Consider the following 16,940-nt stretch of genomic DNA (forward strand, 5'->3'; position numbering starts at 1 on the left):
GGGGGATGTAGAATGGAGAGTAAGCTGGGGCAAAAGTTGCATCCTGACTATAGGAAAGCATCTCGCATTGCAGGCGTCATTGCACATGGCATTATGGCCGCAGTCATTATTGCCTATGTTATTATCGCTTCTGTACAAGGTTGGGTACAGTACCCCGCTTGGATTGCATCAGGATTATGGGCGTTGTCTTTCATTTGGTTCGTATGGATTGAACCGGTACTGACTTATCGTTATTTTGCATTCGAAGTATTTGAGGAAGAACTGCACATTCAATCAGGAGTTATTTATTTGAAACATACGATTGTGCCTATGAATCGCGTACAGCATGTAGAGACAGAACGCGGGCCGCTGCTGCGCAAGTATGGGCTCTCGCAATTGTCAGTCGTAACTGCGGCGACGACTCATCGGATTCTGGCAGTCCAAGAGGAAGAAGCGGAGCGGCTAAAGGCCAAAATTGCAGAGCTGGCGAAGGTGGATGACCATGAAGAATAAGGAGATGCGCCTTCATCCACTGCACATGGGATTTTCGATTCTACAGGTAGCCAAGGCCATATGGCCTTTCCTCATTCTCTACGCATGGAAGGCTAAGGATCACTCGTGGATGCAGATTCTTTTTGCCGCCATTGTTGTCTATGCAATCGTAGATGCGGTGTTGGATTGGAGAAGGTTCACCTTCCGCTTCGAGGAAGACAAGCTCGTCATCAATAAAGGGATTTGGATTCGGGAAGAAAAAACAATCTTCTATCGGCGCATTCACTCGGTACGCTTGGAGCAGTCCTTCCTGCAGCGTGTAAGCCGGACAGCTCAGTTGAAGATTGAGACGCCTGGTGGAGATGCGGATGGAGATGGCGTGCTGCCTACATTGTCGCTTGCACATGCGGAGGAATTGCGCACTATTTTAACGCAGCGCAAGCAGAGTACTCCGCAGATCGGCCTAGAGAGCGGCGATATACCTAAGACGGCAGGCGCTAATCATATGCTGCCTAGTAACAATGTCCATGCGACAGCAGGCGCGGATCAGAAGGATCAGGACAAACCGTCAGAGGAGGCGGGCTTGTCCGCACGGGACATAAGGCTGAAGGTAGGAACATTATTCCTATCCTCGGCGACAACGATCCATTTAGGCATGCTGCTTGCCTTCTATTTGGCGATTACGAACTTCGCAGATGACCTGCTGAAGCTGATTCTGCCAGATGGGCTGATGCAAAGACTAATGGAGCAGATGATGTCCGCGATCCCAAGCCATCTGACTTATGTCGTGCTCGGAGTCGGTGGTCTTATACTTGCATGGCTCATCTCAACGCTGTTGTTCGTCGTGAAGTACTATCGATTTACAGCGGTGGTGCAGGGGGACGAGATTGTCATTTCCTACGGACTATTCGAGAAGAAAGTGAACGCCTTCAAACCAGGCCGAGTGCAGGAAATCATTGTGAAGGAGGGCATGCTTCGTCAGCTGCTCGGGTACGCACAGGTGGAGGTCGGAGTGCTGTCAGCAGATAAGAAAGAATCCTTGCTGCTGCATCCGCTTATTCGGGTTCGGGATCTTCCGCATTTGTTAGCCCATTTTGTACCGCAAGTTGAATTGGCGGACGATGCTGTGCAGCATCGTCCGCCTGGTCGGGCCTGGTGGTACTATGTTCGTATGGAACTGCTGCTCTTCCTTACCACTTACGGACTGCTCTATTGGTGGCAGGGGAATATGGCCCATTGGCTGTGGCTCTTAATGCCGATATTGCTCGGGATGGGGACACTGCGACTTAAGGACGCGGGAATTGGTATCCAGAACAAGCAGCTAATGATACGAAGCCGCGCGATCGCTAGAAAGTCCTGCTATATGTTGAGACCGCATATTGTCTCGCTTTCAACGAAAGACAGTTACTTTCAGCGTCAGCGAAATATTCGCTCCCTACATGTTACGATTATGAGCGGACATTCCTATACTGCGACATGTTTCGACGACCGCGACGTCGCACATGTATGGCAATGGTACAGCCGTCACAAACCTGAATAACCAAACAGGAGGGGGATCCTCCTGTTTTTTTATGTTCTGTAAAACTATGGTACAAAACGCTCAGACGAGGGGTGACCATAGTCCGATAAATATACATTTTATTGGTAAAATGGTTACAAAAACGCAACTTTTTCGATGTATTTGCGTCAAATGATGACAAATGATATCGATTTACAATTTCTCCAACCTAATCGTTCGCGTAATCCGAAAGGGAGTGATCAAATCGCTTCGCAGCAGGCTTTTTCTTTGCTTCAGCGCTGCAATAACCAGCAGAAAATGAGGGTCCTAGTTTTCAAAACGCGACTATCTAACCATGTTATTCCAGAAAAAAACTTGGTTAGATAGTAAAAGAGGTTGCGGACAACACTCACAGAAAGGGTGAACAGGTCACATATCTATGAACCGTAGGAAAAAGCGAAATCTCGTTATAGGCATACTGATGCCGGTCATAATTATATTTGCAGGCGGATTGTATTGGATGCCGGAGTTGCTGTCTTCCAAGCCTGTCGCCTACGCTGGTGAGGATGGCATCAAGCTGAAGTTCAAGACGGAGGGCGACCGCATCCTAGAGTACAAAGAAGATGGCTTCGAGCCAATCTTTGTTAAAGGAGTCAATCTGGGCGCTACACTGCCTGGATACTTCCCAGGGGAGTTCCCGATACAAGAAGAAGATTATCTGCGTTGGTTCCAGCAGATACATGATATGGGCGCGAATGTGATCCGGGTATACACCGTGCACAATCCGGTGTTTTACGAAGCGCTTGTGAAGTTTAACCGCGATAAAGCGGAGCGGCCGCTCTATTTTATTCAAGGCATATGGTCGCCTGAGGAAGAGCTGATCGAGTCGCAAGATGCATACTTGCCCGAGATCAAAGAGAAGTTCAAGCACGAAATTGAGAAGGTTGTACGAGCGGTATACGGCGATATTACGCTACCAGATCAATCCGGTACAGCGAGAGGGAAGTATAGGACGAACGCCAGTGATTACTTGATGGCTTGGCATATCGGGACGGAATGGGATCCAGTGATGGTTGATAAGACAAACAAGAAGCATAGCAAGGTATCGGCTTACACAGGTTCCTTTTTCAACGCGACTGGGCAAGCAAGCCCATTTGAGAGCTGGCTCGCCGAAATGCTTGATCACGCTGCCGCGGTGGAGAACGAATATGGGTGGCATCACCCGATGACGTTCACGAACTGGGTAACCACAGATGTGCTGAAGCACCCGGGAGAGCCACTATTCCAAGAAGATATGGTGAGCGTCGACGCAAGGAAAATTCAGCCGAAGGCTTGGAGCGCGGGATATTTCGCTGCTTATCACGTCTATCCGTACTACCCAGACTTCTTCCACTTGGATACTTCGCTGCAGACGATTCGCGACAAGCAAGGGCAGTTCAATACGTACAAGGCGTATCTGCGCAAGCTGAAGGCGGAGTTCAAGGATATGCCGGTCATGATCACGGAATATGGCGTGCCATCTTCGATTGGCATCTCTCATCTGGGTATGGGAGGACGCAATCAAGGCGGTCATAATGAGCGTGAGCAAGGGCGTATCGATGCATCGCTCACACAGGACATTTACGATGAGCATTATGCAGGAGCAATTCTGTTCATGTGGCAGGATGAGTGGTTCAAGAAGACGTGGAATACGATGAAGATTGAAGTTCCTGCTGACCGCAGGCCGTATTGGCTCAATGTGTTAACGAACGAGAAAATGTTTGGGCTACTGGGCATGTACCCGAGCAAGGCGGATGCCATTGTTATCGATGGGGATTCCAAGGATTGGGATGCTATTCCAGACGATGAGAAAATGCTGCTGAAGTCAGATTTGCCGGGGGTTCGTGAGATGTGGATCACCCATGACGAGGGCTATGTCTATACAATGCTTAAGCTGGATAAGCCGTTCGATCCTGACAAGCAGACGCTATACATCGGGGCGAATACGCAAACAGGCGGCAATCGCACCATGAAGGAGCTTCCGGGTATTAAGCTGGACGAAGGGCTGGAGACACTTACGGTCATCGGCAAGGATAGTGAGGTTCGCATCGCTTCGAATTATGACTTCAACAACAGGCTGTATGGCCCATCCGGTTATTGGATGGTTGAACCGAAGCCGCAGGAAATGAAGGATAATTCAGGATTGTTCAATCCATGGAAGCTGGCAGTTAGTCTGAAGATGGAACCCCCGGATACAAGATCGGCGCATCCATTTCAAGATATTTTTGTAGGCAAGCTGCATCGAGGGACGAGCGACCCGAACAGCAAGTCATACAACTCGCTTGCAGCTTGGGAGGCGAAGGGCGACACCGTCGAAATTCGAATTCCGTGGATGCTGCTTGGTTTCGCAGACCCGAGTACGAAGCAAGTCATTTCATATGGCGACGTGGAACGAAAGCGAGATCTGCCGACGATTGCAACAGAAGGGATACGATTCTTGCCTTGGGTTGTGGAACGAGGAGGGAATTCATCGACAGGTGCACAAACTCGTGCATGGAAGAACTACTCTTTACACAATATCCAAGTATACACATGGAAACAGTGGGATAAAGTTGGCTATACAGAACGTTTGAAGCAAAGCTATTACGACATGAAGGAAGTGTTCCATCGTCTTCCATGACACATGCGGCCACCCATAGGTGGCATGCGACTTCCGAAAGCGGTTCGGCAAGTTCCTTGCTGAAAGCAACATTGATAGGGGCTTGAAGAACTGCCACTTCTCATGGAACAAAGGAGGCACACGTTACATGTATACAAAGTTAGACCTTGCTGTGTCTTTCATCTACGTCTGTCTGGGCCTGATTGGCTTCGGCGTATTGATACTGCTCATCATGAAAGCCCGAAATATACGGCTGATGCAGCAACGGGACGCGATCATGAAGAAATATAAACCTTATTTTATCTATTTGCAGCGTCATATCGGTGACGAGGGTTCCTTCCAGCCGCCGAAGGGGGCAGTTGCACAATTGGAGGCTAGGGTTATCCAAGACAAGCTGATCGAATGGATCGAGAAATTCCGTGGGACTCAGCGGGACAAGCTGACGAAGCTGTGCGAAGATATGGGGCTCGTTCAATTGGATATGAAGAATCTGAACAGCATGTTCTACGCGAAGCAGATGCAAGCGGCTTTCCGCTTGGGAGGAATGAGATCGTCCAGGGCGGTTCCGCAGCTGCTGGAACTGCTTAAGCAGGAGAAGTCGGCAGAGCTGATTCGAGTTATTGCCCGAGCTGTTGCGAAATGCGCGGACGATACGGCATCTCTGGGGGTAATGCTGGATGAGCTGGCGAGCCGTGAGCAGCACAATGAGCTGTTTGCTGCAGAGATATTGGAGGAATCAACGTTAGACGTGACACCACTTCTTGTTGGATGCTTAGCGGATAGCAATAATCGTCTGGTGAAGACAGCTCTGCTGGCGCTGCGCGGGCATGCTGGTGCAGAACTTACGCCTGCGTTGTTCAAGCTTGCTGACAACAAAGACAAGGATATACGCTCCTTAGCGATTAAGCTGCTGGTGCGCACCGGCAATGTGCTGACGAAGGAGACATTGTGCAGTTGGTTCAAGGATCCTGAGTGGGAAGTGCGGGCGGCTGTTGCAGAGTCGCTCAGCACGTACAACCATACTGCCAGCATTGTCATCTTGAAGGAAGCATTGACGGATTCTAATTGGTGGGTTCGGTATTACAGCTCGAAGAGCTTGGCTACGATGGGGGATGAGGGCTTTCGTGCGCTGTGTGAAGCAGCGCTTGAGAGAGATGATCCTTACAAGTCGGATATGGCCAAAGACCGTATTCAAGAGGAGCTTCTGCGCGAGCATTACAATACGAATCGGCGGAAACACGTGTCTAGCCAAGCAACGAAGCGGCTCTTATATGAGCAGTATTTCGGCAAGGCTGCGACAGCACCGATATTTCGAAGCGTAGGAGGCGATTATTCTGCTTAGAGACCTGCTTCTCATGTACGGCTTATTCGCCATGTACTATGTGATCGTCGTCAATAGTATTTACTTCGGCATCATGCTCTTCTCGTTCAAAAGCATTTTCTCGATCGTTCGCCGAAAACGTTACGCACTAAGCGGGACGATAGCGGGTTCAGAGCATGTCCCGCCGGTCTCGCTGTTGGTACCATCCTACAATGAAGAGCTGACGATTATCGAAAATGTAAAGTCATTAATGACGCTGAATTATCCAACCTATGAGGTTATCGTCATCAATGACGGCTCCAAGGATGAGACTTTGAACGTGTTGATCGAGGAGTTCGCCCTATATCGCATGGATAACTTGTCCATTCGGTATGCCGTGAATTGTACCAAGATCAATGCTGTCTATCATAATCCAGAATATCCATTCCTCTATGTCATTGATAAGGCGAACGGGGGGAAGGCGGATTCCTTAAATGCAGGCATTAATTTCTCGCATTACCCGCTTATCTCGTCCATTGATGCGGATTCGCTACTGGAGAAGGATTCCTTAATTCAAATGACAACCATGTATATGTCCGATCCAGAGCGATATGTGGCGATCGGAGGCAATGTACGCATCGCTAACGGTTGTTCGATTGAGAATGGAACGGTGAAGGAAGTGCGCTTGCCGAAGAAATGGTGGCCGATGTTCCAAACGCTGGAGTACTTAAAGGCGTTCCTCGGCGGTCGAATCGGCTGGAGTGCGATTAATGGACTGATTATTGTGTCGGGGGCATTCGGGTTGTTCCGCAAGGACTATGTCATTAAGGTCGGTGGATATCGCGATGGCTATCCAGGCGAGGACATGAACATCATTATTAAACTTCATCGCTATATGCTGGAAAATAAACTGCCTTACAAAATTGCCTTCTGTCCGGAGGCAGTATGCTGGACGCAGGCGCCGGATACGTACCATATTCTGTCCAACCAGCGTAAGCGTTGGGGGCGAGGGAACTTGAAGAATATGATCGAGAACTACGATATGACGTTCCGTCCGAAGTACAAGGTGTTCGGTCTGTTGTCACTGCCGTATACGATTATATTCGAAGCACTTAATCCTTATTTCAAAGTAACGGGATTGATGTCCTTAATCGGTTATGCGCTGTATGACATGACACATTGGGAAATTGTGCTGGTATTTATGCTCATTAACTTCTTATCGGGTTTATTGCTAGCTGTAGGCTCGCTTCTGCTGGAGGAGATTGCGTTCAAGCGCTATCCGCGCATTAGCGATCTCGTGCGAATGCTTGCATTCAGTGTGCTGATGTTCTTCGGTTATCGGCAGCTTGGCAGCCTATGGCGCATTCAAGGGCATATTCAATTTTTCCAGAACAACAATTCATGGGGAGCCATGACGCGTCAGAGTTGGAGTGAAGAAGGAGAACAAACGAAAACCGCCTAAACGGCGCAGGGAAGGTGGAGACTGCACATGCTTCAAGTAATGGAACGAAATGCAGAGTTCGAATTTGTACCGACTTTCAAGCAAACGGTGAATCATCTGGTGATGAGTTATCCCGGACATAGCGTAGGCATTATCTTTATCCATGCGAAGCCGCTTGGACGTACGTGGGAGGCTGAGCTCAGGTCAACGCTGGATAGAGAGCAAATTCCATTTGAGCTGATGAATGCCACAGATCAGAATGTAATTGCGGTTATGCTGCCGCGCGTTACTCTGGATCAGACGCACTATTACGCACTCATGCTGAAGAGCGTGGTAGAAGAGCGGTTGGCAGGGACGCCAATCGTATGTGCGGTTGCCGCAGTGGCAGATTCACAGGAGGCAGAGGATATTATTCTCGGTCGTTGGAACGACTGGCCGGCTGCAGATTCCTCCCATATTCGGGTTCTCCATGATCACCTTCAGCTCGAAGGAGCGAAGCGCATTCTAGTCGTGGATCACGATGCTAGCGTAAGAGAGTTCCTGAACATTTGGCTAACTTCGCAGGGGTATGAGGTGCACGAGGCTGAAGATGCCTTGACAGCGCTCGATGTTATTCATGCAGGTCAATTCGATTTAATCTTAACGGAGCTGAATTTATATGGGATTAATGGTCTGCCGTTCATTTCGCAAATTCAGAAGATGAATTTGGAGAAGCAGCCGAAAATCGTGATTCTGTCCGAGCAACGGGTAGGAAAGACGATTGATTACTGCTTCGAGCAGGGCGTTAGCGACTATATTACGAAGCCATTCTCGCCGGTAGAACTTGATGAACGGCTTAGTCGCTGTTTGTCATAACTATACACAATTATCTAGTGGATGGAAGGGTGAACAACTGTGAACATGTATGCTGCCAATTTAGAACATGCAATCGAACACAAAACTTCTGTAATCGGAGTCATCGGGTTAGGCTATGTCGGTCTGCCGCTTGCCATTGAGATGTGCAAGCAGGGCTTTCAGGTCGTCGGAATTGATGTTGATTCACGCAAGATCGAGAGTATCCATAACGGACATTCCTATATTAAGGATATCAGCGATGAGACGTTGACGCAGTGCATGAACACAGGCCGGTTGTTCGTGACGACTGACTTCAGTCATATTCAATTGCTTAATGCGGTCAGCATTTGCGTGCCGACTCCACTTAGCGAGAATCAAGATCCAGATACATCCTACATTACGCGTGTTGTGGAACAAATTAAGAAATATATGCGGAAAGGCCTGTTGATTACGCTCGAGAGTACAACGTATCCAGGCACGACAGAAGAGCTGATTCAACATGAAATTGAAGCCTCCTTGGGTTACCAAGCAGGAGAGGATTTCTTCCTCTGCTTCTCACCGGAGCGCGTGGATCCGTCCAATCCGAAGTTCAATACATTCAACACACCGAAGGTCATTGGCGGGACGACACCAACTTGCCTCAAGCTGGGAGCAGCACTGTACGACAATATCGTAGAGAGCGTCGTTCCCGTCACTTCGACGAAGGTAGCAGAAATGTCGAAGCTGTTGGAAAATACGTTCCGCAGTGTCAACATCGCCTTCATTAATGAGATGGCGATGATGTGCGACCGGATGTGCATCGACATCTGGGAGGTCATCGATGCTGCAGCGACGAAGCCGTTCGGATTCATGCCTTTCTATCCGGGACCAGGTATCGGCGGCCACTGCATTCCGCTTGACCCCATGTACCTGTCTTGGAAAGCGAAGGGGTATCGTTTCTATAGCAAGTTTATCGATATCGCACAAGCTACCAATGCCAATATGCCATACCATGTCATGGAGAAGACATCACGAATTTTGAATCAAAGCTCTAAGTCGATTAAAAACTCGAAAATATTGATTCTGGGTATGGCCTACAAGCCAAACATCGACGATTTGCGAGAATCCCCGGGTCTTGAAATCTATGAGCTGTTTAAGGCGAGCGGTGCTCAGATCGATTATTTTGATCCGCATGCGACACACTTCAAGAACAAAGCTGGCAAGACGGTGCATACGATCGATTATGATTTGCCGGCGTTCCAGACATATGACTGCATGGTGCTGATTACGAACCATCAATCGTTCGATTACGAACAGCTCGCGGATTTGAATATCCCGATATTGGATACGCGCAATGCATTCAAGGGCATTCATCGCCCGAACATTCACAAGCTCGGTTATACCGAACAAGAAAGCGTACGAGATGTAGAAGTAGAAGAGGCGGTTCTTGTCTAAATCGGGTACGAATCCCATGCGTCCTCGGGATAGTAGGATAGGGAGATTTCTACGATTCTCTCGAGGTTCACGGGGGGTGTTAATTACGCTACTGCTATGCTGCTGTGTCGCAGTCCTATTCTCGCTTCGATCTGCGGATACGGATCGGACAAAGGCAACATGGTTGTGGGATACGGAATGGATTCGCGATTCGGGGGAGGATATCGTCTCGTTCTGCCGGACGAATGGCGTGAATCTCGTCTATTTGCAGATAAGTGACAGAGTAGAGCAGGCCACCTACCGTGAATTTATTCGGAAGGCGCACGAAGCCGGGATTGACGTTCATGCCTTGAACGGTGCGCCGGAATGGGCGAAGGAACGGCATGAGGAGGAAGGGAAGTCATTCATTCGGTGGGTGAGTGATTATAATCAGCAGGCCGCAGAAGGCGAGCGATTTGCTGGTGTTCATCTGGATGTAGAGCCTTATTTATTGCCAGAATGGAAGCAGGATGAAGCAAGCCTCGTCCACAGCTGGGTTGACAACATGAAGATCTGGCTGGAGGAAGGGCGGGAGGCAGGCCTGTACATGGCTGCGGATGTTCCCTTCTGGCTGCCGCGCCTGGATATGCCGACTGGGAACGGCAAGGTAAGCAGCTGGATGCTGGAGCAATTCGACTCCTTGACGATTATGGCATATCGGGACAACTCGGATTCGATCTATGAATCGTCCAAGAATCTGCTCTCGCAGGCGGACAAGCTTGGCAAGCCGATTGTCATTGGTCTTGAACTGGGCAAGACCAATGAAGGAGGCTACTTGTCCTTCCACGGCAAGCCGCTTGATTATTTCGAGGAGCAACTGCGTGATGTGAAGGAGCTCGGTGCAAGCCATTCCTCCTTCGCAGGAGCAGCGGTTCATCACTTGCGCGTGTGGTATGACCGAGTGAAGTAAAGAGAGAGCTGCTTCGCGGTTCAACAAACGTCGGCCTTCGGGAAGATATCCTCCGGCGCAATCAACCCCTTCTCTTGCGAGAAGTTCCATGAGGGGGGATAGAACCTTCATATTATCGAAAACGTAACGAGCCTGTGGATGTGCATCCACAGGCTCGTTGCTGCGTAAGGTGGAAAAGCTGTAACGTCTACTTCACTATCGTCTCCATCGAACCGTGTATCGCGCTTGTTCCACCCACCAGATACACTGCGTTTTTGTCAGCATCCAATGCAGCTCTCAGCTTCGTTGTGACTACCTTTCCGTCCTTTTTGTCCGTGTAGTCATTGTGGAAGCGGTACTCTTTCCGTCCGTTATCCCACTCCACTTCACATCCGCTAATATCGACACCCAGCACCTTTTGAGCCAGCGGAGCAATCACTTCTTTTGCAACTTTTGCCGTAATCTCCTTGTCGGTCGTTACCTTTTCATTTAGACGCGATTTGTGAATGACTTCTATTGCCTTTCCCGACTTTGTGTCTATTTCAACGTAAACACCGTCACCTTGCAATATCCACATCGGTATGGCAAGCACTTTTTCATAGTCAAAATTACCATGTCTGAGTGTTGCCTCCGTCACTTCTTTCAATTCGTGATTGAACGCTGTTTTCACTAATTCTGCTGCTGCTTTTGTCCATTTTGGATCAAGTTCTTTGGCATCAACTTTAATCGAGAACCCATTGAGTTGATCTTTTGCATCAGACCCGGCACCTGGTTTATAGAGCGAGATATAGAAGTCTTCCTCTGTGAAAAAATAGTTCGTATCTACAAATTTACCCTGCTTGTCATCATATCGTCGTTGCATTTTTACTTCATTAGTCAGCATATAGGTTTTGTTTGGATACAGCTCTTTTAATCTTTGAAGGACTTTATTCTGATCCTCTTTACTGACTTCATCGATTGAGATTTTTGCAAAACCCCACCATATTCCACCAGTTTTCGGATTGAAGTCAATGGAATATTTGTCATCTACAGATCGGACTGTTGCACTCCCAACCGAACCGGAGTAGCTCTCGCCAACATCCTGCATCTTGACTTCTTTTCCGGCCAATTCCTTCATTGCTTTTTTCAGCTTGTCAGCCATCTTCTTGTCGATCTGAACCTTCACCTTCTCCGGTTGCTTCTGCTCTTGTGCAGCCGCAGCTTCGACAGGAATCGGTCCTCCCAATGAGGCTAGCATGCCGGATACGACCAATGTTGCTATGATAGCTTTTTTCATAAACATGATCATCCTCCTATGCATCTGTTTGTGTTTTTAATTCCCTGCGGCCGCTCTGCTCCCGGACTTTATATACACGACGTTTTTCTCGGCATCCAATGCCGCTCTCACCGCCGTAACATCATTTTTTTCGATGAAGCGGTAATCTTTAAATAAGCTGTCCCATTTCACTTCATATCCCGTAATGTCGATATTGAATAATTTCTTCGCGAGCGGGGCGACCGCTTCTTTGGCTTCTTTTTCGGTCATCTCTTTGTTCGTCGTGACCTGATTGCCTTGTTTATTGATCAGGCTGATTGCTTTCCCCTTCTCCATGTAAACCGTCACTTTGTCGTCCTCAAGCACCCACGTACGTTGCTCAATCTGCGCCTTCGTCACGTCGAATTGATGATCGAACGCCGTTTTGATCGCTTCCGTTGCCGATTTCAGCAAATTCAGATCAAGTTCTTTTTTGTCAATATCGATTCTCGCAACGGGGATGACATAACCTTCTGAAATATTAGCATTTACTGAAACAGTAAAATCCTTCCCGGAAAACTCATAAAACATATAATCTCCAAATTTGCCCTTACTATTATCGTAGGATCGTGACTGTGTAACGTCTTTGTTAAATACGTATTTCTTCTTTGAATAGGCGTTCTTTAACTCTTTTAAAGCTTCGTCTTGAAATTTTTTGTCGACTTTGTCGATTGTCGTCTTGTTGGAAACAAACCATATATTTCCGCTTTTGGGATCAAAGCCAACACCGTAATTTCCATCTGCAGATTGAACCGTGACCAAACTCTCATTGTTATTGATATGTTCACCGGTATCCTTAAGCTTAACCTCTTTCCCCGCATATTGATTTACCGCTTTTTGCAGCTTGGGAGCCAACTTCTTATCGATGGGAACCTTCTTATTATCGGATTGCTGCTCTTGCTGATTTTCTTGCGCTGCCTCCGCTCCGGCAGGAATTGGGCCGGCCAATGTGGCCAACATACTAGAAACGATCAGGGATGCTAGAATGACTTTCTTCAAATTCATACAAAATCCTCCTATGTTTCATATTCTCATTGTGTACCACTGTTGTATCGCCTACTATCGCATACAGTATATAACAATATCAATCCACTCATTTGTGACATCATCTCTATTATTTTGTCAGTTTTCTCAAACCTATATGGCTGATATGCTTGATGAAAAAACTACGGTTCGTGATGCGCTTGACTAGATGCAGCGCGAATTGCAGGCGCCCCTTGTAATACCGTAAACGAACGAGCCTGTGGATGTGTATCCATCAGGCTCGTTCGTTTACGGTGTAAGGTAAAAAGGTTGTAACGTCTACTTCTCCATCGTCTCATTCGAACCGTGTATCGCGCTTGTTCCACCCACCAGATACACTGCGTTTTTGTCAGCATCCAATGCAGCTCTCAGCTTCGTTGCGACTACCTTTCTGTCCTTTTTATCCATATAGTCATTGTGGAAGCGGTACTCTTTCAGTCTGTTATCCCATTCCACTTCACATCCGCTAATATCGACACCCAGCACCTTTTGGGCCAGTGGAGCAATCACTTCTTTTGCATCTTTTGCCGTAATCTCCTTGTCGGTCGTTACCTTTTCCTTTAGACGCGATTTGTGAATGACTTCTATCGCCTTCCCCGACTTTGTATCAATTTGAATGTAAACACCGTCTCCTTGCAATACCCACATCGGTATGGCCAGCACCTTTTCATAGTCAAAATTACCATCACGGAGTGTTGCTTCCGTCACTTCTTTCAATTCATGATTGAACGCTGTTTTCACTAATTCTGCTGCTGCTTTTGTCCATTTTGGATCAAGTTCTTTGGCATCAACTGTAATCGAGTACCCATTCAGTTGATCTTTTGCATCAGACCCGGCACCTGGTTTATAGAGCGAGATATAGAAGTCTTCCTCTGTGAAAAAATAGTTCGTATCTACAAATTTACCCTGTTTGTCGTCATATCGTCGACGCATTTCCACTTCATTACTCAGCACATAGGTTTTGTTTGGATACAACTCTTTTAATCTTTGAAGGACTTTATTCCGATCCTCTTTACTGACTTCATCGATCGAGATATTTGCAGATCCATCCCCTATAACCCCTGTTTTCGGATTGAAGCTAATCGAGTATTTCCCATCCACAGATCGAACGATTACACTTCCAACAAAACCCTTGTAAGTCTCGACAGCATCCTGCAGCTTGATTTCTTTTCCGGCCAATTCCTTTATTGCTTTTTTCAGCTTGTCGGCCATCTTCTTGTCAATCTGAACCTTCATCTTCTCCGGCTGCTTCTGCTCTTGTGCAGCCGCGGCTTCGACAGGAACCGGGCCGACTACGGTGACCAGCATACTAGATACGATCAGGGATGCTAGAATTGCTTTTTTGATATTCATTTCATTTCCTCCTATTTATGAATATATGAGATATATTTCCATGCTAACATTGGATAATTAAGATTCAACTTAATAGATTCTGAATATAATTTAAGGAAAAAATCAGAAATGAAGGTGTATAAATATAACAATATCAACTCTCTCATTTGTGACATCATTTCTACCGAGAGCGTGATTGCCTATCATGTTGACAGTCAGAAGGCGGTTGCCAGTCTCCACCTTGCCGTGATTCAATATAGGTACACTTTTTACAGGCAAAGGAGCGGATAACATGGGATTTCAGACTGAGTTTAATTCGGTATGCAAATTTAAGACGGAGCAGGAGCTGTATGAGCTGCTGGAATATGGACGGGGCAAAATGACGAAGCAGGGCTTTCGAGTGTTTCCGACAGGGCAGAAGGTGATTGCCTATACACCAGATAATGTGGCCGTAGCTATCGTAAAGATTGTTGCTTCGATCGCGGAAATCAATTTCCAAGGGGATGAAGTAACCGAGGTGGAGATGGAGTTAATACGCAAGCTGAATGAGGATGAATCACGTATTCAGACTGCATTAGCGCATGAAATGTTTTTCGGAGATCCAAATCGCAAATAATTGTTCAGTAGAAGCCCTACATGCCGAGAGGTATGGGGGCTTCTTTGTATTTGGCTGCGTCTTCGCATACAGTGATGGACGTTTGTAGACGGTTCCTATAGGCAGTTAATGTTGAAATAACTGAACAATCCTACGAAACTGGGAGCCCGGGGGTGAATTGGGTGTTTTGCGAAAAAAAGAGCACCCCGATCGTCTTAAGCAACCGGAATGCCCTGCCTTACCGTTTTTATGCTATGCTTGCAGCGCCTGTTTCAATTGCTCAGTCAGGAGCGGCACGATTTCGAACAGGTCGCCCACGATGCCGTAATCGGCAATCTGGAAGATTGGCGCTTCCGGATCTTTGTTGATCGCGATAATGACGCGCGATTGGCTCATTCCCGCCAGATGCTGAATGGCGCCGCTAATGCCGCAGGCGATATACAGCTCCGGCGTGACGACCTTGCCCGTCTGTCCGATTTGCAGGGCGTAGTCGCAATAACCCGCATCGCAGGCACCGCGGGAAGCGCCAACAGCACCGCCAAGTAGAGAGGCGAGCTCCTCAAGCGGTTTGAATCCCTCGGCGCTGCGGACGCCTCGTCCTCCAGATATAATGATTTTCGCTTCACTCAAATCCATTTTGCCAACCGTATTTTGCACGACCTCGCGAATAACAGCGGATAGCGGCGGTTCAGGGTAAGCAATAGCCGTTACAGGCACTGTTCGGCCAGCTTCTGCTGCCGGAGGCTGAATGTTGTTCGGGCGTATGGTTACGATCCATGGTGCAGCAAGGAACTTCTTCTTCTCCATGGCCTTGCCTGCAAAGATCGGGCGCGTGAATAATACCTCGCCGCTGCTGTCCACTTCAATTGCGATGATATCGGAAATTTGGCCGCTATGCAGGGAAGCAGCCAACTGCGGTGCCAAGTCTTTGCCCCAAGCAGTATGGCCGAAAAATACGCCATCCGGGTTGGCTGCTTGCACAACGGCTTGCAGCGCGGCAAAATAAGCCTCCGGATGATAATGAATGAGTGCAGTATGCTCCACAGTATAAATATGATCGACGCCGTAGGCCGCCAAGTCGCTGGAATAGCGGGTTGCATCCGCACCGATGATCACAGCGGCTACAATGCCTCCATTGCCTGCGGCTGTGCGGGCTGCCCCAATCGCTTCATAGGACACCTGGCGAAGACTTCCACCCTTCGCTTCGGCTACGACAAGAATCGTTCTGGACATATCAATACGCCTCCTTGGAATATGAACTTACCGGATTCGTTGCATTCGATGCAGAACTATACGACCTTAGCTTCCGTCCGCAGCAGTCGGAACAACTCTTGGACTTGAGCGGCTGGTTCCCCGGCGAGCAGCTTGCCGGCTTGGCGCTGCGGAGGCAGGAATAGCTCCGCTTGAGCTGTACGTGCTTCAACCGATACACCGAAGTCGTCGAGCGTAAGCTCACGGAAAGGCTTCTTCTTCGCCTTCATAATGCCTTGCAGAGAAGGATAGCGCGGTTCATTCAGACCTTGCTGGGCGGTGAATAGGGCTGGAAGAGGCACCTCTACTACTTCTGTGTCTCCTTCGGCATCCCGGGAGCAGACGGCACGGCCATCCGCGATTTCAAGCTTCGTAATCGACGATACATGCGGAATGCCAAGCAGCTTCGCAAGTCTAACGGCCACTTGGCCGGAACCGTTGTCGACCGAGAAGTTGCCGCCAAGAATAAGATCGTAAGATTCTGTTCCGACAAATGCGTGCAAGGCATGCGCAACGGCATGCTCATCGCTGCCGATTCGCTCATCGTTGAGCAGCACGGCTTCGTCAGCGCCCATGGCAAGTGCTGTTCGCAGCGTCTCAGATGTACGCTCGGGTCCTGCGGAGACGACGATAACCTTGCCGCCTTGGTCGTCGCGAATGCGAATCGCTTGCTCAACTGCATACTCATCATAAGGATTAAGGACGAATTTGACTCCGTCTTCTGCAATTTTGCCTCCTTCGGTGATGATCTTTTCCTCCGTATCGAATGTCTGCTTGACTAATACGATGATATTCATCGTTCATTGCCCCTTTCGCTTTATTTAGTTTCAAAATATCTAAAGCGGACTTGCAGAACAAGTGGACTGCCATGCAGGAGATTGGGTAGGAGTACAGCTCTGAGAAGGGGGATTACAACGTCGGT

At 48.3% G+C, this 16,940-nt stretch carries 14 protein-coding genes; 9 read left to right on the plus strand and 5 right to left on the minus strand.

From position 1 onward, the window contains the following. The first annotated feature begins 12 nt into the window (after positions 1-12). The 8 genes from BLS15_RS13800 to BLS15_RS13835 all read left to right on the plus strand — a co-directional run bounded on the left by BLS15_RS13800 (position 13) and on the right by BLS15_RS13835 (position 10,544). Positions 13-492: a PH domain-containing protein gene (locus tag BLS15_RS13800; RefSeq protein WP_021256102.1), complete on the plus strand. Its 480-nt coding sequence runs from the start codon at positions 13-15 to the stop codon at positions 490-492. After that, complete coding sequence (locus BLS15_RS13805; RefSeq protein ID WP_021256101.1) at positions 482-2,011, plus strand: PH domain-containing protein; 1,530 nt, start codon at positions 482-484, stop codon at positions 2,009-2,011. Before BLS15_RS13800 ends, BLS15_RS13805 begins: the two co-directional genes overlap by 11 nt. Before the next feature lie 397 nt (positions 2,012-2,408). Then, positions 2,409-4,628 carry a hypothetical protein gene (locus tag BLS15_RS13810; RefSeq protein ID WP_021256100.1) on the plus strand — a complete coding sequence of 740 codons (2,220 nt, stop codon included), beginning with the start codon at positions 2,409-2,411 and terminating at the stop codon, positions 4,626-4,628. A 127-nt stretch (positions 4,629-4,755) separates the two neighbouring features. Next, entirely contained in the window at positions 4,756-5,949 is a 1,194-nt protein-coding gene (locus BLS15_RS13815; RefSeq protein ID WP_021256099.1) for a HEAT repeat domain-containing protein, read from the plus strand. A 31-nt stretch (positions 5,950-5,980) separates the two neighbouring features. After that, on the plus strand, positions 5,981-7,369 hold the full coding sequence (locus tag BLS15_RS13820; protein WP_028533629.1) for a glycosyltransferase family 2 protein: 1,389 nt from the start codon (positions 5,981-5,983) through the stop codon (positions 7,367-7,369). Between the two features lie 27 nt (positions 7,370-7,396). Continuing rightward, a complete protein-coding gene (locus tag BLS15_RS13825; RefSeq protein WP_021256097.1) occupies positions 7,397-8,203 on the plus strand; it encodes a response regulator in 807 nt (268 codons plus the stop codon). A 45-nt stretch (positions 8,204-8,248) separates the two neighbouring features. Beyond that, a complete protein-coding gene (locus BLS15_RS13830) occupies positions 8,249-9,616 on the plus strand; it encodes a nucleotide sugar dehydrogenase (protein WP_036667638.1) in 1,368 nt (455 codons plus the stop codon). A gap of 76 nt (positions 9,617-9,692) precedes the next feature. Continuing rightward, positions 9,693-10,544, plus strand: a complete 852-nt coding sequence (locus tag BLS15_RS13835) for an SGNH/GDSL hydrolase family protein (RefSeq protein ID WP_175460763.1) — start codon at positions 9,693-9,695, stop codon at positions 10,542-10,544. 187 nt (positions 10,545-10,731) lie between these two features. Here BLS15_RS13835 and BLS15_RS13840 read toward each other — a convergent pair whose 3' ends face one another. The 3 genes from BLS15_RS13840 to BLS15_RS13850 form a co-directional block, all read right to left on the minus strand. Continuing rightward, the gene (locus BLS15_RS13840) at positions 10,732-11,805 is read right to left on the minus strand and encodes a hypothetical protein (RefSeq protein WP_090512053.1); all 1,074 of its coding nucleotides are present in this window, start codon (positions 11,803-11,805) and stop codon (positions 10,732-10,734) included. Between the two features lie 30 nt (positions 11,806-11,835). After that, positions 11,836-12,822 carry a hypothetical protein gene (locus BLS15_RS29005; protein ID WP_090512057.1) on the minus strand — a complete coding sequence of 329 codons (987 nt, stop codon included), beginning with the start codon at positions 12,820-12,822 and terminating at the stop codon, positions 11,836-11,838. Between the two features lie 297 nt (positions 12,823-13,119). Continuing rightward, entirely contained in the window at positions 13,120-14,193 is a 1,074-nt protein-coding gene (locus BLS15_RS13850) for a hypothetical protein (protein ID WP_021256092.1), read from the minus strand. A 271-nt stretch (positions 14,194-14,464) separates the two neighbouring features. Between BLS15_RS13850 and BLS15_RS13855 the strand changes: the two genes are divergently transcribed. Beyond that, complete coding sequence (locus BLS15_RS13855) at positions 14,465-14,788, plus strand: hypothetical protein (protein ID WP_021256091.1); 324 nt, start codon at positions 14,465-14,467, stop codon at positions 14,786-14,788. 231 nt (positions 14,789-15,019) lie between these two features. Here the strand turns inward: BLS15_RS13855 and BLS15_RS13860 are convergent, their stop codons facing one another. Further along, positions 15,020-16,000: an electron transfer flavoprotein subunit alpha/FixB family protein gene (locus BLS15_RS13860; protein ID WP_090512062.1), complete on the minus strand. Its 981-nt coding sequence runs from the start codon at positions 15,998-16,000 to the stop codon at positions 15,020-15,022. 56 nt (positions 16,001-16,056) lie between these two features. Then, positions 16,057-16,815: an electron transfer flavoprotein subunit beta/FixA family protein gene (locus BLS15_RS13865; protein WP_090512067.1), complete on the minus strand. Its 759-nt coding sequence runs from the start codon at positions 16,813-16,815 to the stop codon at positions 16,057-16,059. Positions 16,816-16,940 lie beyond the last annotated feature (125 nt).

It is taken from the genome of Paenibacillus sp. cl6col (assembly GCF_900102125.1).
Lineage (GTDB): Bacteria > Bacillota > Bacilli > Paenibacillales > Paenibacillaceae > Paenibacillus_B > Paenibacillus_B suaedae.